General features: G+C 52.7%; 28 protein-coding genes and 1 pseudogene. 20 read left to right on the plus strand and 9 right to left on the minus strand.

Annotated elements, in window-relative coordinates; translation table 11 throughout:
• The 5 genes from xisR to SOM40_RS09930 all read right to left on the minus strand — a co-directional run bounded on the left by xisR (position 1) and on the right by SOM40_RS09930 (position 5261).
• Complete coding sequence (xisR, locus tag SOM40_RS09910) at positions 1 to 219, minus strand: excisionase family protein (protein WP_106993726.1); 219 nt, start codon at positions 217 to 219, stop codon at positions 1 to 3.
• Between the two features lie 64 nt (positions 220 to 283).
• Complete coding sequence (locus SOM40_RS09915) at positions 284 to 523, minus strand: DUF4060 family protein (RefSeq protein WP_088902320.1); 240 nt, start codon at positions 521 to 523, stop codon at positions 284 to 286.
• Between the two features lie 37 nt (positions 524 to 560).
• Positions 561 to 1676: a RecT family recombinase gene (locus SOM40_RS09920; protein ID WP_320456970.1), complete on the minus strand. Its 1116-nt coding sequence runs from the start codon at positions 1674 to 1676 to the stop codon at positions 561 to 563.
• 11 nt (positions 1677 to 1687) lie between these two features.
• Positions 1688 to 4957: a RecE family exodeoxyribonuclease gene (locus SOM40_RS09925; protein WP_320456969.1), complete on the minus strand. Its 3270-nt coding sequence runs from the start codon at positions 4955 to 4957 to the stop codon at positions 1688 to 1690.
• Positions 4958 to 5096: 139 nt separating this feature from the next.
• On the minus strand, positions 5097 to 5261 hold the full coding sequence (locus SOM40_RS09930) for a YdaE family protein (protein ID WP_234600577.1): 165 nt from the start codon (positions 5259 to 5261) through the stop codon (positions 5097 to 5099).
• Between the two features lie 93 nt (positions 5262 to 5354).
• On the opposite strand from SOM40_RS09930, the gene SOM40_RS09935 reads away from it, so the two are divergent.
• Positions 5355 to 5531 (plus strand): hypothetical protein, encoded by a 177-nt coding sequence (locus SOM40_RS09935; protein WP_320529781.1) that lies wholly within the window; start codon positions 5355 to 5357, stop codon positions 5529 to 5531.
• A gap of 198 nt (positions 5532 to 5729) precedes the next feature.
• On the opposite strand, the gene SOM40_RS09940 is transcribed toward SOM40_RS09935, so the two are convergent.
• From SOM40_RS09940 to SOM40_RS09950, 3 genes are all read right to left on the minus strand, one after another.
• On the minus strand, positions 5730 to 6491 hold the full coding sequence (locus SOM40_RS09940) for a hypothetical protein (RefSeq protein WP_320456968.1): 762 nt from the start codon (positions 6489 to 6491) through the stop codon (positions 5730 to 5732).
• Positions 6492 to 6511: 20 nt separating this feature from the next.
• Positions 6512 to 6790 carry a hypothetical protein gene (locus SOM40_RS09945; protein ID WP_320456967.1) on the minus strand — a complete coding sequence of 93 codons (279 nt, stop codon included), beginning with the start codon at positions 6788 to 6790 and terminating at the stop codon, positions 6512 to 6514.
• Between the two features lie 102 nt (positions 6791 to 6892).
• Complete coding sequence (locus SOM40_RS09950; RefSeq protein ID WP_320456966.1) at positions 6893 to 7297, minus strand: helix-turn-helix domain-containing protein; 405 nt, start codon at positions 7295 to 7297, stop codon at positions 6893 to 6895.
• Positions 7298 to 7369: 72 nt separating this feature from the next.
• Between SOM40_RS09950 and SOM40_RS09955 the strand changes: the two genes are divergently transcribed.
• The 6 genes from SOM40_RS09955 (at position 7370) to SOM40_RS09980 (ending at position 10437) form a co-directional block, all read left to right on the plus strand.
• On the plus strand, positions 7370 to 7588 hold the full coding sequence (locus SOM40_RS09955; protein ID WP_071701156.1) for a transcriptional regulator: 219 nt from the start codon (positions 7370 to 7372) through the stop codon (positions 7586 to 7588).
• Positions 7589 to 7599: 11 nt separating this feature from the next.
• Positions 7600 to 8139, plus strand: a complete 540-nt coding sequence (locus SOM40_RS09960; RefSeq protein ID WP_320456965.1) for a toxin YdaT domain-containing protein — start codon at positions 7600 to 7602, stop codon at positions 8137 to 8139.
• Between the two features lie 79 nt (positions 8140 to 8218).
• Entirely contained in the window at positions 8219 to 9142 is a 924-nt protein-coding gene (locus tag SOM40_RS09965; protein WP_320529770.1) for a replication protein, read from the plus strand.
• Positions 9139 to 9915: an ATP-binding protein gene (locus tag SOM40_RS09970; RefSeq protein WP_320456964.1), complete on the plus strand. Its 777-nt coding sequence runs from the start codon at positions 9139 to 9141 to the stop codon at positions 9913 to 9915. The genes SOM40_RS09965 and SOM40_RS09970 overlap by 4 nt, the downstream gene beginning before the upstream one ends.
• Positions 9905 to 10216 carry a hypothetical protein gene (locus tag SOM40_RS09975; protein ID WP_320456963.1) on the plus strand — a complete coding sequence of 104 codons (312 nt, stop codon included), beginning with the start codon at positions 9905 to 9907 and terminating at the stop codon, positions 10214 to 10216. The genes SOM40_RS09970 and SOM40_RS09975 overlap by 11 nt, the downstream gene beginning before the upstream one ends.
• Positions 10213 to 10437, plus strand: coding sequence for a hypothetical protein (locus tag SOM40_RS09980; RefSeq protein ID WP_320456962.1), 225 nt, complete (start codon positions 10213 to 10215; stop codon positions 10435 to 10437). Before SOM40_RS09975 ends, SOM40_RS09980 begins: the two co-directional genes overlap by 4 nt.
• A 41-nt stretch (positions 10438 to 10478) precedes the next feature.
• On the opposite strand, the gene SOM40_RS09985 is transcribed toward SOM40_RS09980, so the two are convergent.
• Positions 10479 to 10964, minus strand: a complete 486-nt coding sequence (locus SOM40_RS09985) for a hypothetical protein (protein ID WP_320456961.1) — start codon at positions 10962 to 10964, stop codon at positions 10479 to 10481.
• Between the two features lie 692 nt (positions 10965 to 11656).
• On the opposite strand from SOM40_RS09985, the gene SOM40_RS09990 reads away from it, so the two are divergent.
• The 13 genes and pseudogenes from SOM40_RS09990 to SOM40_RS10050 all read left to right on the plus strand — a co-directional run bounded on the left by SOM40_RS09990 (position 11657) and on the right by SOM40_RS10050 (position 16695).
• A complete protein-coding gene (locus tag SOM40_RS09990) occupies positions 11657 to 11896 on the plus strand; it encodes a hypothetical protein (protein WP_039029266.1) in 240 nt (79 codons plus the stop codon).
• A gap of 34 nt (positions 11897 to 11930) precedes the next feature.
• The gene (locus SOM40_RS09995) at positions 11931 to 12527 is read left to right on the plus strand and encodes a DUF1367 family protein (RefSeq protein ID WP_320456960.1); all 597 of its coding nucleotides are present in this window, start codon (positions 11931 to 11933) and stop codon (positions 12525 to 12527) included.
• A gap of 4 nt (positions 12528 to 12531) precedes the next feature.
• A complete protein-coding gene (locus SOM40_RS10000) occupies positions 12532 to 12732 on the plus strand; it encodes a hypothetical protein (protein WP_032612101.1) in 201 nt (66 codons plus the stop codon).
• 2 nt (positions 12733 to 12734) lie between these two features.
• Positions 12735 to 13025, plus strand: a complete 291-nt coding sequence (locus SOM40_RS10005) for a DUF1364 domain-containing protein (protein ID WP_142489724.1) — start codon at positions 12735 to 12737, stop codon at positions 13023 to 13025.
• Positions 13022 to 13384: a crossover junction endodeoxyribonuclease RusA gene (rusA, locus tag SOM40_RS10010; RefSeq protein WP_320456959.1), complete on the plus strand. Its 363-nt coding sequence runs from the start codon at positions 13022 to 13024 to the stop codon at positions 13382 to 13384. Before SOM40_RS10005 ends, rusA begins: the two co-directional genes overlap by 4 nt.
• A complete protein-coding gene (locus SOM40_RS10015; protein ID WP_320456958.1) occupies positions 13381 to 13521 on the plus strand; it encodes a YlcG family protein in 141 nt (46 codons plus the stop codon). Before rusA ends, SOM40_RS10015 begins: the two co-directional genes overlap by 4 nt.
• Positions 13518 to 14222 carry a bacteriophage antitermination protein Q gene (locus tag SOM40_RS10020; protein WP_320456957.1) on the plus strand — a complete coding sequence of 235 codons (705 nt, stop codon included), beginning with the start codon at positions 13518 to 13520 and terminating at the stop codon, positions 14220 to 14222. The genes SOM40_RS10015 and SOM40_RS10020 overlap by 4 nt, the downstream gene beginning before the upstream one ends.
• A 198-nt stretch (positions 14223 to 14420) precedes the next feature.
• Positions 14421 to 14915 carry a hypothetical protein gene (locus SOM40_RS10025; RefSeq protein WP_320456956.1) on the plus strand — a complete coding sequence of 165 codons (495 nt, stop codon included), beginning with the start codon at positions 14421 to 14423 and terminating at the stop codon, positions 14913 to 14915.
• A 157-nt stretch (positions 14916 to 15072) separates the two neighbouring features.
• Positions 15073 to 15297, plus strand: a complete 225-nt coding sequence (locus tag SOM40_RS10030; RefSeq protein ID WP_320456955.1) for a class II holin family protein — start codon at positions 15073 to 15075, stop codon at positions 15295 to 15297.
• Positions 15275 to 15838, plus strand: coding sequence for a lysozyme (locus SOM40_RS10035; protein WP_320456954.1), 564 nt, complete (start codon positions 15275 to 15277; stop codon positions 15836 to 15838). Before SOM40_RS10030 ends, SOM40_RS10035 begins: the two co-directional genes overlap by 23 nt.
• Positions 15838 to 16110: pseudogene (locus SOM40_RS10040) on the plus strand (DUF2570 family protein); the annotation flags it as partial. The gene SOM40_RS10035 and the pseudogene SOM40_RS10040, both read left to right, overlap by 1 nt.
• Positions 16049 to 16372 carry an Rz1-like lysis system protein LysC gene (lysC, locus tag SOM40_RS10045; RefSeq protein WP_422655538.1) on the plus strand — a complete coding sequence of 108 codons (324 nt, stop codon included), beginning with the start codon at positions 16049 to 16051 and terminating at the stop codon, positions 16370 to 16372. The pseudogene SOM40_RS10040 and the gene lysC, both read left to right, overlap by 62 nt.
• Positions 16373 to 16401: 29 nt before the next feature.
• Positions 16402 to 16695 carry an Acb2/Tad1 domain-containing protein gene (locus tag SOM40_RS10050; RefSeq protein WP_320456952.1) on the plus strand — a complete coding sequence of 98 codons (294 nt, stop codon included), beginning with the start codon at positions 16402 to 16404 and terminating at the stop codon, positions 16693 to 16695.
• Positions 16696 to 17535 lie beyond the last annotated feature (840 nt).

The following is a 17535-nucleotide window of genomic DNA, read 5'->3' on the forward strand; positions in this document are numbered from 1 at the left end:
TCACTGCTCCTGAACGAAACTGTTTATCTTTGGGAAGTTGTACCAAAGTGTCGCCCGGGGAGAGCTGTTGTCTCCTTCAGTCTGGGTGACACGCTTAAAATGGATACCTTCAATCCAGCGATGAGCGCGATAGCAAGTTACCTGCCGCTTTGAGAGCCCCGTTCTCTCACACAGCTTCGCTTCCACCACCCACTCTTCGTTAAAAATCACCTGTGCCATAATTCACCTCAGGTAACCGACATCAGTATAAAGATGCCGGTTGTTATTAAATGATATTTCGATATCAGGCGGCCTGCCCGGGTAAGGATCGCAGGCGGCGCATGCCGGTCATTGCTGTGGCCACGTAGCTCGCCTTCCGGTTCACCACCTCCACCCAGACCTTCACACCTTCCACCCGCACCGTGTATGTCTCTTTCATCCGGCTGCGCCCGTAGTTGCCGTAGCGCTCTTGATGGGCCGCCAGGGCGATGTCGCACGCTTGGCGAGCCAGTGGTGACTGTGTGCTGCGGTTGATTAATCGCATATGTTTTCTATCGGGAGGGCGAACCCTCCCGCCTCCCTTAGGCCAAATATTCCGGTTTCATATCTGCCAGGGTGATGCTGAACTGATCGTGCAGCTCGTCGCCCATGTGTCGTTTCGCTGCTGCCAGCACGCGCTCGGCTTCCGCGAACTGTTCAACTGCGCCCGGTTCGCCCGGCTGTGGCAGGGAGTTAATCGCCGCCTCGACCGCATTACGGTGCTTCACCAGGTGGTAGCGGCGCGTAGCCTTGTTCTTCAGTTCGGTGAACAAGGTGGTCCCGAGAGCAGCCTTTGCCTCGTTGATTTCATTGCCGACGGTGGTGGCGGTTTCCAGCGTTTCAGCAGCATCAATGCGATCCCGGAACTCATCGGCCATAGCGTCGATGTTGGCGGCAGATTCCTGCGCGCTGTGGGTGGTTGTTACGCTGTCACTTTTAATGTCAGCTAGGCTGACGCGCGGGGCGGGCGCCGGGTTGATCTCTTTCTCTGCGCGCGACTCCACCTCATCTGGGGTGTACACGCCTAGAACGACTGCAGGGCAGTACAGGCGCGCCCAATACTTAAGGGCCAGATACGCGATCTGCTGTTTCGGGTTAGAAATCCACAGTGGAGAGTTACGCGTAATCACACTGGAGAGGAACACCGGTTCGCCCCAGGTGATCTCGCTTTCGCCGCGAATGATGGCACCCACACGAACCGACAGGCCTTGCTCGTCAGCGCTGGTCCAGCCGCGTACCATTTCTTTCTTGTCATACGTCCCGCCGCCTTTCGCCGGCCTCTTCACGATCTCTTCGCGCATGCTGGCGCATTTCGACCAATCGCCCTCGTACTCATAGTGGAAGCGGCCCACAATGGCGTTAGAGCTGGAGATCACCGCGTTTACCAGTTGCGCCTCGTAGCCCAGCACGCCGTTGACCAGGTGCGTTTTCTGCGCCACCGCGTACGGGTTCATCCCCCACTGCATAGCCTGCATGATGATAGCCATGCAGTCGGCTGGGTTGCCGCGAAGATGTTCAGGAACCGTTACGGCGGCCTGCGCCATCAATCCGGCAACGGCCTGCAGCTGGGTTAATGCCTGCACATTGAAGATGGCGTTGCTGGCAGAGATAGTGTTTGGAGCCTGCTGCTCCGCGGTTACGATATTCATGTTTTCCATCGTCATTCCCCTTATGCCTGAATACGCAGCGCTTCAAGGCGGCGCAGGTCGAAGTCGTTAAGTTCGTCGGTGTAGTCTTCGGTGATTGGTGCTGGCCACTCTCCAGTGTCGAACGCGTTAGCGATGCGGTTCATCGTCTGGCGATACTCGAGCATGCCCAGCTCAATCAGCTCCTCGCTGGCCTCGACGATGGCGATCCAGTGGTAACCCTCGTCTTTGTTGACGAAGATCCAGAAAAACTGGTTCAGTGCAGCGGTCTGCATGTACATGGCCGCGCTGAGGTGGTAATCGCGGTCGATGATTTCGCGGTGTAGACGGGCGCGCAGGCCGGACTGCTTCACGTTCCACATGCTGATGGTTTTCAGGTCGGCGCCCACGCGCACCGCCTCGATGTCGATTTCCAGATCCGGGCGTACGCGGATTTCCAGCCCGGTCTCTTCGTCGATACCGAAATAGCTCGTCTCAACAGCGCGATCAGGGTGCAGCAGCAGTTTCCCGGCAGTCGGGTGCTCGTGCAGCGCTTTCTGAATGGCCAGCGCCGTTTCCATCTGCTGCTGGGTCACCAGAATCTTGTCGTCCGGGTTGTCGCGCCACGCGTCCAGCAGTTCGTCAGCAAACACAGCATCCGGCTTAACGGACTTCACCGCCTGGATCATCTCTGCTTTGGTGCCGGATACTTTCAGCGGTGCCGGTTTCTGGGCTTCCTGCGCCACCAGGTCAGGGTTGATGAGCGCCAGCTGTTCCAGCAGCGCGTCACGGCTGCCGCTGGTTTTCACCTGCGCAGGCAGGGTGGCGTTGTACTCTTTGATGCAGGCCTTCATTGCGACAGCGGTCTGCTTCTGCTCTGCCTCAATACGCTGGAACTCAGCTGGCAGCGTCATATAGCTCTGAGCTGTTTCATCCAGGCTGCCGCCCATCGGCACCTGCGCGGGCAGGGTGGCGTTGTATTCTTCCAGCAGCGCTTTGATATCGTCAGCGCTCAGCAGCGCCGGCAGGCTGGCGTTGTGTTCATCGATAAAGGCACGCAGGGTCGCTGCGGTGGTGAAGGCCCCTTCCGGGATCACCGGCTCCACGCTGAACTCTTCATTGAGATTTTCCGGCTGTAGCGCCAGCGCATGCACCAGGTTGCCCATATCGAGCACTTTGGAACCTTCACGCGGAATGGTCTTGGCAACGTGGCGCGCGTTGAAGTACATCAGGCTGACACGGGCATCCTTCACCTGGGTGCTGCTGATCCCGTTTGCTGCGTGATACACGTTATTCGGCAGACCTTCATAGCGGCCCGGTTCGAAGTACGCAGGGTATTCCGGCGCAGTGGCGTTCGCCAGATCCGGCGCCGCGGCGGCAAGAATCTCAGCCGGGTTCAGGGCAACTGTTTGCGGATCAGCTGCATCAGTGCTTTCGCCTGGTGGAACCGCGTTAACACTTTCTCCTTCCGCCGGGTTAGTCTCTTCCATCTGCACATCGCTGGTGGTCTCCTCTGTAACCGATGAACGGTCATCTGTTTGTGGTTGGTATTCGTTCATCAGGCATTCGATGGAGAAGACGCCGCCGCCGAGGTTCGCGACCTGTGGCTGCTTGGCGGCAGTGCTCGCCCACTTCGGCAGGGTCTGTGTTTCAACTTCACTCTCATCAGCGAGTTGTTGATCGCCCGCCTCTGCCCATTTTGGCAATGCGTGTTGTGTTTCGACGGCCTGGGTTTCCTCTTCCGATTGAATAACCGGCAGAGGGAGAAGCTCAGTTGCAGCGTTGAATTCAGCCGTCATCGTCTGGTTCACGAACTCCAAATGCGCAACCGGCGTCAGGTGGATATTCTCCGGTGCGATGCGCGCCAGGTTGAATATGGCCGCGCGGTTCACTGCCAGAACGCCAGGCTGGTTACGCAGGATTTTGCTCCATGACTTCCATGGCTCTTCTTTGGTCGCGACAATCTCCTTAGCGCGGCGGTGGATGCTGCCAGGGATTTCCAGATGGTTGAAATCCATCGGCAGCAGGGCGCAGGCGATCTCAAGATCGAGGGTGTCCAGGGTATGATGCGCGCCTTCACCACGGTCAGTTACGTACCCGCCATCGGCATTGGTCCCGGCGTCAGTGCGCTGTACGTTGCTGATGCGGTTGCCAGCGGCCCATTCGCGCGTCAGGATCCCGCGGTCAATGTGCTCGGTGCTGAACCACGCCTTAAAGAACTGGATGACGACAGACAGCTCAGTGCGTTTTCCATCAACAGGGAAGATGGTTTTCAGTGCATTGATCACTTTCCAGATGTCGGGCTCATGCGCTTTCTTGAAGCCATCAACATTTTCGGCGGCCAGGATCATGTTCTGCACATAGCTGTTATCCACATCCAGTTCGAGCTCCAGAATGGCTTTCTTCTGCTCTTCATCGACGTGGTAGAAATACTGCTTGTCAGCGATGTACTGCGCCAGAAGACGCTGACGGAAAGGCAGGGTGGCTACAGTCGTTAAGACCGGGAATTTGCGTTCGCGGAACTCTCTCACCGCATCACAGACATTCTCCGAGGTGGTACCAGCATCGTCTCCAGCAGTCGCCGGGAGCTTCCCACTCTTCCAGTCATCAACCAGCTGATTGCGATCGCCAGCTTCGGCTTCAATCCAGCTCGACATGAAAGAGGCTAGCTGCGCGGGCTCGTGCTCATTGTCCTGCGGGAAAACGTCTTTTACGGCCTGCACCAGTTTCCACTCGGCGTGCAGGCTGAGATCGTTCAACTCAGGACCATCATTTTTGGCCTGCAGCAGGTTCTGGAAGTAAACATTTCCCTCATCAAACGCCAATTCGTTGGCGACGATCTGCTGCTCCTGGCTGATCTCCGAAAGGTATTTGTCTCCCAGCAGATGGACGGCGAAGCGGATAGCCGGGGTGCGATTTTCAAGCAGAGAGGTGCTGCCAGCGTTTGCGGTATCAGTGGTGGTTACCGGCGCGGCAGGCAGATCCGCATCGCTGGTTGTCACCGGGGCGAGGGTGGTTTCATCCTGAGATGCGACGCCGGGGATCACGTTCCAGGTGCGCTGGTCGTCGGCCAGGGCGTAGCGTTCGCACCAGGTATAATCGATGGTGCTTTCTTCGGGCAGGTCATTGAACACCGGGAAATCGGTGCGGACAGGCTTGGCGTAATCTTTACCGCGGCCAGTTTCGATACCAGCTTCTTCCAGCTCAACATCGAGCGTCAGGGCGGCGCGGGCTTCGCTTTTCGCAGTGAACCAGATCACTGCATCTTGCTTGCCGGATTTCTGAGTGGCCTTAACCAAGTAGAAAAATTCCATGTCAGATCCTCATTTTTGGATGTAAGATCCCCGGGCCAGAGATAGCGCCCATTGGGTGTGTTTTTTGGTTTTGAGTTGTATTCCGGTGTACTTTGGTCGGTGGCACCGGACGTAGACCCCGCCTTGCGGGGGTTTTACGTTAGGCTTCGTGGGCCATCTGGTCGTACGAAGCGCAACGTACAGAACAGTAATCACGTTGTTCGCGCGCCAGCTGGGCGCCGCGTATGAAGAGCAATTCGTTTTTAACTTCTTTCCCTTGCTCGATTGGTTTGCGGCAGTACGCGCATTCTTTCGAGTTACACATCAGGATTCCCCTTCTGCGCCAACAGATAACAGATGCGGCGAATAAACGCCCCAAGAGAACTCAGTTTTACGGCCTGCTGCCGTACTGGTTTACGTGCGTAGTCAATCATGGTCACCCTCATTTGCCCTTGTCGCCAGGCTGGCGGAACGTTTCTTTAACCTGATGCGCGTTATTCACTCCACCTCATCCGACTATTCGTATGCCGTCGGCGGCTACTTCGTGGGCTCCATGCCTGGGTGGTTCGTGGTGCGTCTTGGTGATAGGGATTAAATCACTGGTTTATAATCATGTCAACTCAAGGTTAATATTAATTGTAAATCTCTGGTTTATATAGGTGGATTTTGTGAGGGCTCTGCCGGATTGCAGGCAAAAAAAATCCCGACGCTAAGGTCGGGATCGGGGAGTTCGGTGGGGGAGCTTGGCGGCAGAGCTGGTGGGTAAGGGTGTAAAAAACCCGGCGTAGCCGGGTTATTTATGTTCAGAATTTGGTGCTGGTGCTGGTGCTGGTGCTGGTGCTGGTGCTGGTGCTGAAGAAATAGGGGGTTGAGGTATTTGAATGACAATCGGCTGTGAACTTGGCGTAGATGGAGTAGATTTAAAACTATTGACCGATGAAATTACCCCTGGGATAGCTACAATCAATGCGATAACTACACCAAAGATTGCCAATCGAGTTGAAATACCTGATTGAATACCGGTAATGGCAGTGTTGATTCCAGTCATTTGACCTTGGAGACCACTAAAAGTGCCATTTATTGCCTTAATATCACCATCAACACTATCCAATTTTCCATCAATTTTAGATGAAATTGCTGAAATTGATGAATTTAGCTGAGACATTTGAAAGTTTTGGTGCTCACGCCATTCAGCCATGTCGCGTTGCATTTTAGCTGCGACGGCTTCAATTTCTGCCTTGTTTTTGTCAAGCTTAGCATCAAGCTCTTCCCTTGTTAGTGACATAATATCGTTCTCTGCCTGCAAGAATTTTTCACCAAACGGATCGGTGTTATCGACTAGGTAACCACTTTTTCCATGTGTACCGCGACGCTCATGGTGCAAGTCTAACTCACTTTTGTCGGTATGGCCTAAATCTTCCTCATTAATGACTATACCACTATTAAAGACCCTTTTCGGTTGATGCACCTGTCTTACATGATCTTTAGGGATGTTCCGAAGTTTTGAAACGATGGGTATAACTTCAGCAAGTTTACCACTTGCACCGTGGCTCATAGAGTGTCCCTGCATATCTTTTACACTTTGTTGTTAAGAGCATCTAATTGCTGGACGATTGTTTGAGCCAAATCTCTCGCTTGATATTCCGAAAGCGATATTGTTGCAATAGCTTCTGCGTTCAAATCTGAAATGCTAGACATCTGATTGAATTCATTTTTATGAACTTTCGCAACGTACTTAACAAAAGTGATAGAGCAAAATTGTTCTGGTCCAACATTTGTTCCTATCACGTACCACGAGTTAGCTGATTCACTGAGGTAATTTTTGGATTCGTTGATATATTTTTCTTCAATCATAACGTCCTCTACATAAGCTTGTGTGTTGTAAGAATCTTAAAAATGAGGTTCATAAAATTAGTGCGTGAAATAATTGATGCAATAAAACAGGGGCTTGATAAGTTAATTTCTTATCCGCCCCTTCATGTACTTCTCATACAGTTCATCCAGCTCTTTCAGGCGAATAGCAAAGATGCGGAGCATGTTCTGCTGCTCTTCTTCCGGAAGCTGGCGGTAGAGCTCCAGCAGGCGCTGTTCGTCAGGCTTGAGTCCGTCTTTCTCTCCAACATCCTCCCCGAGTAGCCACGCGACAGAGATTCCAACAGCATCGGCTATGGCCAGTGCTGATTTCTTACTAATCACGCCTTTTTTGAACCAGCCGTTAACCGCCTGAGGGGTCACTCCGGCTATGCGTGCCATGTCTGCTTTGGTAACGCCGCGATCAGTGATCTCGGTGAGGCGTTCTACCAGAACGAGGTTGGGTTCTTCTTTTCTCATATCGTCATTGTAAATATTTGGTTTATACACACAATAAATCCATAGTTTGCATGAAGTATAAATCTGTGGTTTACTTCTGCTATCAATAAGCAGGAGAAGCACATGTCCGCATTAGACAAAGCAATCAAAGCCGCTGGCTCAGCCAGGAAGCTCGGCCTGGCACTGGGTGTGACGAGTATGTCCGTGAGTCACTGGAAAAATCGTGATCATGGAATCGTCCCGCCAAATTACATCTTTTCCATCTTCAATCTGACTGGCGTAACTCCCCATGAACTGCGTCCTGATCTCTACCCAAATCCCACTGACGGTTTACCAAAGTAGGAGCGTTAACAATGCAATCACTTACGTATCAACAGAGTAACGGGTTCAATCCAGCAGCGCTGATAAATCGCGCTCAACCAAAAACAGGCGTCAGCTGTGGCGCCCTCCGTGATGCCGTGCGTGCCTGGTCAGCAGTAGCGGGTCAGGACGTTGTAACGGCCCTGATCGTTGAAGAGTGGTGCCGGAGTGGTGGCGAGGGTATCGACTTTCCGGCAGATCACAGCCGTGCCCGGCAGAAGCTGTTCCGCTTCCTGGATAACCGCTTCGACTCCGAGCAATACCGAGAGAACGTTCAACAGCTGGCTCCGGCAATCATTGCCGTTCTGCCGCTGGAGTTCCGCACGCATCTGATCGGCGGCGAATGCAAGCTGACGCGCCTGGCGAAAGCCGAGAAAGAGGTCGCAGAGGCAAAGCAGGCGGTAATGCTGGATGCGCCAGAACACCAAAAGCTGAAAGAGGTTAGCGAGGGTATAGCGTCGTTGTTCAAGCTCATGCCGGAGCAGGTAGGGCCGCTGATGATGATGGTGACATCAATGCTGGGGGTCGTGTGAAGAAGACTAAAAAGGCAAAAGCCACTCTGCTCGAACAGAAGTGGCCTTCAGTTGCAACTAACGTGAGCCAATTGCGGAGATAAGTATGTCAAATACCGCTGAAATATTCAAATTTCCCACGCAAGAGGGGAAGCAGGAGAGTCGCATGGCTGAGCTGGAGAACGGCTATTTACGTTTAGCCAACCAGATTCAGGATGCCCTGTGTATCGTCGAGCTATCGGGCCGGGAATTCCGCGTTCTGAATGCCATCGTTCGGCTGACGTATGGCTGGTCGAAAAAATCAGATCGGATCGCTAACAGCCTCATCGCAGACAAAACGACGCTGAAGGTGAAGCATGTTTCTGAAGCCGTGCTGAGTCTGGCTTACCGGAATATCATCATCCTGCGCCGGATTGGGCAAACCAGATACATTGGGATCAATACCAACCTGGATAAATGGGCTTACGCCAAGCCAAATTGCACGAAGTGTCCAGCGGCTTTCCCTGCTGCTGAAGTTGTCACATGGGTTATCACCATCCCTGAATTCGGGGATAGCAATTTTATCCCTTCAACCATCCCTGAAAACGGGGATAACCATCCCCAAAAACAGGGAAAGGGATCCCTGAAAACAGGGAACACCAAAGACATTCTTCCAAAGACAAATATAAATACAGATCTAACCCCCTCTAATCCCCCAAGGGGGAAGGTGAAGTTTGACCCGCTGAGTATCCCGGTTCCTGAATGGCTGGATGCGTCGTCCTGGAGTGAGTGGGTCGCCTATCGCCAGCAGTCTGGCAAAGCCATTAAAACCGAGCTGACTGTCACCAAGGCGTTCAGCCTGCTGAAACAATGCCTGGACGAAGGCCACGATCCGGTAGCCGTAATCAACGCCAGCATCGCCAACGGGTATCAGGGACTGTTCAAGCCAAAATTCGGACTGAGCAGCCGCAATACGGGCCGGGATGTAAATCACTTATCCCAGCCAGACAAGAAAATCCCAACGGGTTTCAGGGGTGCAAAATGAAAAGCGTCATCGGAACTGGCAGCGCGCTTGAGCGCCTGAAGAAGTTCATCCCGGCCAGCGTACAGCCGAAATTTAACAGCGTTGAAGAGTGGCAGGCATGGCAGGAAGCTGAGGGCCGCAAGCGTTCTGAGGAGATCGACAAGCAGAATCAGCGTGCACGCTCGGAGAAGATTTTTGGTCGTGCTGGTATTCAGGCTCTGCACCGCACCTGCTCGTTCGCGAACTATCAGGTGTCGAGCCCGGAGCAGCGCCAGGCGTACAGCATGGCGAAGAGCTACGCGCAGAATTTTGGCGGCGGTGGATTCGCAAGTTTCGTCTTCAGCGGCGCGCCGGGTACCGGGAAGAACCACCTGGCAGCAGCGATCGGTAACTACCTGCTGGCTGCTGGCCATTCCGTTCTGGTGGTGACCATCCCTGACCTGATGCTCCGCGTGCGCGAATGCTATGACGACGGCCAGTCAGAATCCTCCCTGCTGAATGACCTGTGCAACGTCGATCTACTGGTGCTGGACGAAGTCGGGATACAGCGTGGTTCAAGCGGCGAGAAGGTGATCATCAACCAGGTCATCGACCGCCGACTCTCTGCCATGAAGCCTGTTGGCATCCTGAGTAACCTGAATTACGACGAGCTGGTTGCCACACTCGGTGCGCGGGTCATCGACCGCCTGCGGATGGACTCGGGCGTCTGGGTCAATTTCGACTGGGCCAGCTACCGCGGGAAAGTGTCACACCTGCGTGCCGTGGGTGGCAAGGGGGCTGCAGATGGCAAGTAACAACCTCTGGACAATCATCCGCGCCATCCAGCGCAGCGGGGAGATCACCCCGCGTCAGGTTCGCCAGCTGCTGGGCTGCGACAGCAAGAAGGCCTGCCGCCTGCTCGAACATCTCGTTTCTGCTGGTGCTGTGAATAACATCGGCCAGCGCCGCCACCCGGTCTACGTCATGCAGCCAGACGGGGAAGCGCGCATCAAGCCAATGCCGGTGGTGCGCCAGCGGCCCAGCATTGCAGAGGTTTGTCGCCAGAACTGGCAGGGCTATCAGATCCACAAAATTATCGGGAGTGCACGGGCATGAGTGATTCACTGAACAACAAAGAGCTGGTGGCCGTTGGTCATCAATTCGCGAAGGCGATGAGCAGCGACACGGCGATCATAGACATAGCGAAGATTGTTTCTCGCCTGGCCGAACGGCTGGACTGCACCACCGCGGCGCTGCGTGAGATGACAAAGCAGCGGGATGCGCTGGCGGCCATGCTTCAGTCTGAGCCGGTGAATGAGGCCGCCAAACATAGGTGATTTGTAACACATCGATCGAATGCTGATTATAGGGAATCAGATTATTTTTTTGATTCCCTTTTTGGGAAAGGAAACTCCAAATAATCCATGTCGTAGTTAATTTCTACCTCATTGACCCATTTCCACCACTTGTCTCTATACTCAACAGCGTAACAGTGCTCTTTTGCTTCCTGAAGGTTGTCTAATAACTCTTCACTCAATTCAGGATGCTTTTCGATGAAATCGTTAAGGTTTTTTTCAAAAACACAAGAACGAAGCGCCATGCAATAGAAAGCCTTGCGCATTTCTACTATTTGCGCCTCATATGCCTTAATCTTCCCTTTATACTGAGCTTCCATTGCATTTTTTTGAATCCTCAGTTTCGAAAGAGCGGCATCCGCATCCAAACGCTGAGTCTGTAAATCAAGCTCGTGAGCTAGTTTTTCTTTATGAGCAGTCTCGCTTACCCTGTGAGCTTCTCTATCCCTTTGCGCGGCATCGAAGTCGTGGTTAAAAAATGGATTATTACCTTTTCCCCAGAAACCCATAACCATATCCTCAAGTTAATGTAAGTAAACCCACCGAGACTCTCAGGCTTATCCTCCCAAAATCAGAAGGATATAGCAATGCATGCTGTCGCCGTTCACTAAGGTGTTGGCGCAGGCAACCCTGCTGAAGGTCTATGCCGGGAGGCAACAGACCGCCTGATTCATCCCATGAATGCAGCTTATCCTCGGCATTTTCCCCTGATCGATAATACCGATCGATATCAAGATATTGATCTATGAAATTGATCAGATATTAACCGCGGTGCGGCAACAAATTATCAACCTGACATGAAGTGTCAGCCCTGCAATATACCCTCAGGCGCAGGCCTGTTCCTGGTTCGTCAGGATTGAGGGGTTTCTAATCAGATATTTACCCCAGTACTTTCAGCCCAGACTAAGTGTTAAAAATAACGGTCAGTTTTTACATGGAATTAGCGTAAAAATTTATTCAAATCAATCAGATGAGTGGGCTTGCGCAGACATGCCTTTCATGTGCATACTTAAGCCAAACGGATAATTACTGTTTATATATACAGTATTTTGTTGTATGGTTTAAGTGCTACAGAAAAAAATGAATTTTTCTTCCGGCGAACCTATTAGGAAATTTGCGCCATTTGTTATTTTGGCTCTGTGGAGTGGAGTTCTCCCCGCCGGGAGAGGGTATTTGGTGATAGCAAAGTGAGGAGGTCGATGTGAAAGAAAAGCAGGAGCAGGGTGACTGGTACGACATTATCAGGCGTTCAGACGGCAAGCTTATTGGTTCAATGCCGTTTGAAAGCCGATGTCTCGTTTACACCAGGAATGGCATGGTGTCGTGCCGCCCGCTGCTGGAGGATGAAGGGATTTTTAATCTTTCTTCCGGAACCCGTTTTCTTCGCCGCCTCGGCTACCACGTCAATCAACCCTCTGATATTATGATATCAACGGACTGAACACCCGTTGACCTGATGCGCCACGGAGAACACCATGGCGCAGTTACAACTCATCAAGCAGTCCTCAGGAATCCTGATCCCCGCCACGCCGGAGACCAGTGAATTGCTGCAATCAAAAATCAAGCTCGGCGCCGTGCTGGTGGCCGACTTCAAACAGGTCCGTAATCCGGCCTTCCATCGTCGCTTCTTCGCTCTTCTGAATCTCGGCTTCGAATACTGGGAGCCAACCGGCGGCGCCATATCATCCAACGAGCGCAAACTTGTCACCGGTTACGCTAAATTCCTCGCTGTGTTTGGCGGGAGTGAAACCGCGCTGCTGGATGCTGCTGAGCAGTATCTCGAACGCATCGCCGACAAACGTACTGGCAGCATCAGCGCCTGCAAATCTTTTGACGCGTATCGCGCCTGGGTCACCATCGAATCCGGGCATTACGACGCCATCCAGCTGCCAGACGGAACTCTCCGGAAACACCCCCGCAGCATCGCCTTCGCCAATATGGACGAGACCGAGTTTCAGCAGCTCTACAAAGCCGCGCTCGATGTTCTTTGGCGCTGGATATTGTCGCGCTCATTCAGGGACCAGCGCGAGGCTGAGAACGCCGCTGCGCAACTGCTGAGCTTCGGGGGCTGACCAGATGGCGAAATCATGGTTCCACTACACCGAATGCACAACCGAGCAGGCCGATGAACTTCAGCGGCAGTACCAGCGGCGCGGGGTAGCCGTAACGCGCAGCCTTAATCGTGATTACCTCACCTGGACCGTCAGCGTTGAGCGGCAGGAGGTGAAGTACCTCGAGCCCACGCCGCGTACGTTCCGCCAAAAGGTCTGGGGGTGAGCATGGCTGATTTACGCAAAGCGGCCCGCGGCCGCGAATGTCAGGTGCGGATCCCCGGCGTGTGCAATGGCAATCCTGAAACATCCGTTCTGGCGCATATTCGCCTGGCTGGACTGTGCGGTACCGGCATAAAGCCGCCTGACCTGATCGCCACCATCGCATGCAGCAGCTGCCACGACGAAATAGACCGACGCACCCGCCTGGTGGATGCGGAATATGCAAAGGAGTGCGCGCTGGAAGGCATGGCCCGCACGCAGGTTATCTGGCTGAAAGAGGAACTGGTGAAGGCATGAAGACTTACAACATCACGCTGCCGTGGCCGCCGAGCAATAACCGCTATTACCGGCACAACCGCGGGCGCACGCATATCAGCACCGAAGGGCAGACCTACCGCGACCGCGTCGCCCAAATCATCAAAGACGAGATGCTGGATATAGGAATCACCGCGGCGGTAAAGATCCGCATTGAATGCCACATGCCTGACCGCCGCCGCCGGGACCTGGACAACCTGCAGAAGGCTGCATTCGACGCGCTGACCAAAGCTGGGTTCTGGCAGGACGACCAGCAGGTTGACGATTACCGCGTAAAACGGATGCCGATCGTCAAGGGCGGCAAACTGGAATTGACCATCACCGAGCTGGAGCCAGCATGAAACCAGAACTGATCGAATCGCTTCGCATGCGCTGGCTGCGCCTCCGCATTTATCGCCGCCCGGGTACGGTGCTGGTGGACTATCGCATCCTTCGTAACTTTATTCGCATATACCTGATGGCAGGAGCTGCAACATGATCACTCAAGACCTGGAATTTGTACGCCAGCAGCTCATCGTTGCGACTGCAGATCTGAGCGGGGCGACGAAAGGGCAGTTGATGGCCTGGCTGGAGAACGCCCAGTTCGACACGAAGACCTTTAAGCGGAAGAAGCCCAAAGTTTGGGACGAAGAAAGCGAGAAATGGGTGCCGGTTGATAACCCGCCGATCCCCGGCAAACAGTCACACGCGAAGGGCTCGCACATTCCTCTGGTTCAGCCGGTCGAATACTCCACAGCATCGTGGCGCCGGGCGGTCCTGTCCCTCAAGGAGCACCAGAAAGCATGGCTGCTCTGGAACTACAGCGAAAACACGCGCTGGGAGAACCAGGTGGCGATCACCCAATGGGCCTGGGCCGAGTTCAGGGCGCAGCTGGGCACCAGGAAAATTGCCGGCAAGACCATGGACAGGCTGAAGGCGTTAATCTGGCTGGCGGCTCAGGACGTCAAAGAGGAACTGGCGGGGCGTGACGTTTATCAGCAGCAGGATCTCGCAGCACTGTGCGAAGTGAAGCCGGACAACTGGAGCCATAACTACGTTGATTACTGGCGCACCATGCGGGCAATCTTCAGACGACTTGATAACGACTCTCTACTTTGCGCAGTGAGAACACGATCACAACATAAATCAGTAAATTCGCAGCAAGGTATTGCAAAAGTCAATCAAATGCGCGATATTTGAGTCTACTTTGATATGCTGCCAAAAATACATCGGCGGCACAAATGAAAGCCTCGCACTGCTGCGGGGTTTTTTTATTAGTAAAGAACTAATTTTTTCTGATAGTTGTCCGATAACACTTCCGGTGCTATCAGGTTTGGTTATTCCCTTGTCGAAACCTTGCTTGATAGATGAGTTTGAGTTGTTTTTAAAGGGATGTGTATGGGACGAAACCTTTCAAATTCGCAATTAAAAATACAAAATTCCGTAAATATTAAATCTTGGATTTTTGGTGCTCTTTCCGCAGGTGTCTTGGCTTTTATAGCTATACATTTTCTTCCTAAGGACTCATTTCTACGTATTTCTAGTTTGATAGCATTTACCGGTATTGCGTTAGTCCCTGCTCAAAAAATCATCTATCACGTTTTGGCTGCTGATTCCCGGTGCAAGTCCTGCAATACAAATTTTTCTGTTAAACGTGTTGATTCATTAAAGGAATTTATTTCCGCGATACCGCGTAAAAACATCAAGAATATGGGAATAGTCGGAGGTCATGGCCCTGACGTAGGTAAGCAAATCATACTGCATGAATCTTGGACTGAAGAACGTTACAAAATTACAGATACCTTTGCTTGTGTAGAATGTGGTGACACGCACTCGTCTTCCCGCGTAACCACACAGCGAACAGGATATACAAGTACAAAAGTACGCAAATAGTAATTTATCTTTGTTGGTTTCTTATGAAGGCTGCTAAAAGCAGCCTTTTTCATTTCCGGCTCAAGAAATAATACTCAGTAAACCTCTTTGTCAAATCGTCCTTAGGGCCTGATTCCTTTCAAACTCACAACACCCGCTAATTACGCGAGGTGAGAGCATGTATCGAATGGACAAAATAACCACCGGCGCAGCTTATGGCGCCTCTGCGGGGAGCGTGTTGAACGGCATTCTTAACGCATACAGCCCTGAGCAGTGGAACGCCATCGGCGTACTGGTGGGCATAGTAGTTGCTGTTCTTACGTACCTGACAAATTTGTACTTCAAGATCCGCGAAGAAAACCGTCGCAACAGGAGCCGGCATGAACCTGACACTGAGGAATAAGCTGGTGGCCGCGATCGCTGGCGGTTCGGGGGCTATTACGATTGCAGCAGTGATGCTGGGCAATGCTGACGGGTTGGAAGGGCGACGGTATTACGCGTATCAGGATGTCGTTGGCGTCTGGACTGTATGCGACGGGCACACTGGTGCTGACATTCGCCGCGGTCACCGTTACACCGACAAAGAGTGTGATGCCCTGCTGCAGTCAGACCTGCGCAAGGTGGCAGCGGCCATTGATCCGCTTATTAAGGTTCGTATCCCTGAGACGACGAGGGCGGCGCTCTACTCATTCACCTACAACGTTGGCGCTGGTGCTTTCAGCAAATCCACGCTGCTGAGAAAACTTAACGCCGGTGATGTGCCGGGGGCCTGCAAAGAGCTTCAGCGCTGGACCTATGCTGCTGGCCAGCAATGGAAAGGCTTGGTCACCCGACGCGAGACAGAGCGTGCGGTCTGCGAGTGGCAGCAAAAGCCGCAACTATTCAACGGTGGCGCCGGGCCGCTTAAGCCCAGCGTCCAGGCATCTGCACCAGGGGGGTTCTGATGAGACTGCATTACCTCATTGCTATCGCAGTATTCATCCTCTGCCTGTTCGGCGGGGCTTGCTGGTCAGCTTGGTATTACAGCGACAAAGCCAGCCGTGAAAATGCCCGGGCTGATAGCGCAGAGCAGCAGGCCGAATCGGCAAATATCGTCACCGCCAACATAATTCAGGCCGTGAACATCATCAACGCCATTTCAGAGGCCAACCAGGATGCAAAGAACGAGATCGTACTGGAGTCACAGAGAGCCGAGGCTGACATCAAAACTGCTGTTGCGGATGATGATTGCGCTCATCGGCCTGTGCCTTCTGCTGCTGCTGACCGGCTGCGGCAATTCGCGGACAGTCTACGTACCGGTTCCGGTAGTGCCGCTTCCGGTAAACCTGACAGCTGAGACACAACAGCCAGCCATTCCCGAACCATTGACCTATGGGGCCAGTCTGGATCTGAATGTGAGCCTGCTGTCGGCGCTGGGTCAGTGCAACATCGACAAGGTCAGCATCCGAAAAATTGAAGAATCACGGGCCACGCAATAACGGGGCTTTTTACTAACTGAGGAAACCTGATGAGCGAAGCAAAACCACAGGATGGCAGCACCGTTAAGGGCTACCGCACGTTAACACCTGGCGACATTGAACGTATGAACCGCCTGAAGGACGTCAGTCGTCACTTCTGCAACCTGCTGGATACCGAGCGCAGCGAGCTGCTTACTGTCCGTAATGGGCCAGCAATGCTGAGCACTGAGCAGGCACGTGAGATTGATGACGCACTGCGCTGCCTGTCTATTGCCCGCACCAAAATGCAAGAAGCCTGCATGTGGGCCTGTCGTGGAGTAACACGTCCTGACTCTGATTGTTAAGCCATTCCAAAGCTCATCTGCGGGTGGGCTTGATAATTGCCGCTTAAATGACTAGGGATAAAATTGCCTCTGAAATATGGTAGGTAAAACCTGACATTCAGCTACAATCATTAAACCTTTTTCCTAAGAGGCCGTAAAATGCTTGAGGGAAGGTTAGAAGGTATGCTCTGTGGAAAATGTTGTTTTGCGGTTTATGGGAAGGAAGAATTTATTAGTAAACTCATAGATCATCTCAAAAACAGCACTGCAGTGTCTTACGATGTAAGATTCATCGGTGGATTGGATGTCATGGGTAGAACGAAAATAGCTATAACAGGGAAAATTATAGAAAGTATGTCTCTGGAAGATTTCCGAACTGTTTTGATAAGTTGCTATGCACCCAGCGCATAAATCCTCACAAACCGCCTTCGGGCGGTTTTTTTATTGTATGAAGAAAACAATGAAGTGATAAAGCGGCCAGACCGCAGCAGCCGAAAGGCGGCTATCGCAGGGTAATGACCTGCGCCCGAGTCTCCGCGTTGAGAGTCAGCTTTGCATCTGGTAAGGGTTAATAAGAAAAGAAGTGCCAGTGACGCAGCGTGATCGCCAGTCACGCACTGGTTATAGCTAACGGGGAGCAGAGACGAACCGGGGTGATGAACTCAAGGGCATGAGCGTGGCCACTCCAGGTAGTGGCAGTCATTCAAAAGCTCAGCTGCGGAGGCTGGTGGGTTGTGTCAAACAAGTTCACTAATGCAACATCCGAGAATAGTTAGCAGATTATTAACTCGGTGATTAAGTGCTAAAGTGATGGGTGCTTGTGGTTAAAAAATAGCCAATCGTGGTATGATAGACCTCACT

The sequence above is a fragment of the Leclercia sp. CFBP8987 genome (assembly GCF_034044995.2).
Lineage (GTDB): Bacteria > Pseudomonadota > Gammaproteobacteria > Enterobacterales > Enterobacteriaceae > Enterobacter > Enterobacter tamurae.

Coding starts and splice junctions, on each gene's coding strand:
- SOM40_RS09925 (WP_320456969.1), bottom strand. CDS start 4,957: ATGGAATTTTTCTACTTGGTTAAGGCCACTCAGAAATCCGGCAAGCAA.
- SOM40_RS09930 (WP_234600577.1), bottom strand. CDS start 5,261: ATGTGTAACTCGAAAGAATGCGCGTACTGCCGCAAACCAATCGAGCAA.
- SOM40_RS09985 (WP_320456961.1), bottom strand. CDS start 10,964: ATGGGTTTCTGGGGAAAAGGTAATAATCCATTTTTTAACCACGACTTC.
- SOM40_RS09940 (WP_320456968.1), bottom strand. CDS start 6,491: ATGAGCCACGGTGCAAGTGGTAAACTTGCTGAAGTTATACCCATCGTT.
- rusA (WP_320456959.1), top strand. CDS start 13,022: ATGAAGACTTACAACATCACGCTGCCGTGGCCGCCGAGCAATAACCGC.
- xisR (WP_106993726.1), bottom strand. CDS start 219: ATGGCACAGGTGATTTTTAACGAAGAGTGGGTGGTGGAAGCGAAGCTG.
- SOM40_RS10020 (WP_320456957.1), top strand. CDS start 13,518: ATGATCACTCAAGACCTGGAATTTGTACGCCAGCAGCTCATCGTTGCG.
- SOM40_RS10025 (WP_320456956.1), top strand. CDS start 14,421: ATGGGACGAAACCTTTCAAATTCGCAATTAAAAATACAAAATTCCGTA.
- SOM40_RS09995 (WP_320456960.1), top strand. CDS start 11,931: ATGGCGCAGTTACAACTCATCAAGCAGTCCTCAGGAATCCTGATCCCC.
- SOM40_RS09915 (WP_088902320.1), bottom strand. CDS start 523: ATGCGATTAATCAACCGCAGCACACAGTCACCACTGGCTCGCCAAGCG.
- SOM40_RS09920 (WP_320456970.1), bottom strand. CDS start 1,676: ATGGAAAACATGAATATCGTAACCGCGGAGCAGCAGGCTCCAAACACT.
- SOM40_RS10015 (WP_320456958.1), top strand. CDS start 13,381: ATGAAACCAGAACTGATCGAATCGCTTCGCATGCGCTGGCTGCGCCTC.
- SOM40_RS09975 (WP_320456963.1), top strand. CDS start 9,905: ATGGCAAGTAACAACCTCTGGACAATCATCCGCGCCATCCAGCGCAGC.
- SOM40_RS10000 (WP_032612101.1), top strand. CDS start 12,532: ATGGCGAAATCATGGTTCCACTACACCGAATGCACAACCGAGCAGGCC.
- SOM40_RS09960 (WP_320456965.1), top strand. CDS start 7,600: ATGCAATCACTTACGTATCAACAGAGTAACGGGTTCAATCCAGCAGCG.
- SOM40_RS10030 (WP_320456955.1), top strand. CDS start 15,073: ATGTATCGAATGGACAAAATAACCACCGGCGCAGCTTATGGCGCCTCT.
- SOM40_RS09980 (WP_320456962.1), top strand. CDS start 10,213: ATGAGTGATTCACTGAACAACAAAGAGCTGGTGGCCGTTGGTCATCAA.
- SOM40_RS10050 (WP_320456952.1), top strand. CDS start 16,402: ATGAGCGAAGCAAAACCACAGGATGGCAGCACCGTTAAGGGCTACCGC.
- SOM40_RS09945 (WP_320456967.1), bottom strand. CDS start 6,790: ATGATTGAAGAAAAATATATCAACGAATCCAAAAATTACCTCAGTGAA.
- SOM40_RS10005 (WP_142489724.1), top strand. CDS start 12,735: ATGGCTGATTTACGCAAAGCGGCCCGCGGCCGCGAATGTCAGGTGCGG.
- lysC (WP_422655538.1), top strand. CDS start 16,049: ATGCAAAGAACGAGATCGTACTGGAGTCACAGAGAGCCGAGGCTGACA.
- SOM40_RS10035 (WP_320456954.1), top strand. CDS start 15,275: ATGAACCTGACACTGAGGAATAAGCTGGTGGCCGCGATCGCTGGCGGT.
- SOM40_RS09955 (WP_071701156.1), top strand. CDS start 7,370: ATGTCCGCATTAGACAAAGCAATCAAAGCCGCTGGCTCAGCCAGGAAG.
- SOM40_RS09970 (WP_320456964.1), top strand. CDS start 9,139: ATGAAAAGCGTCATCGGAACTGGCAGCGCGCTTGAGCGCCTGAAGAAG.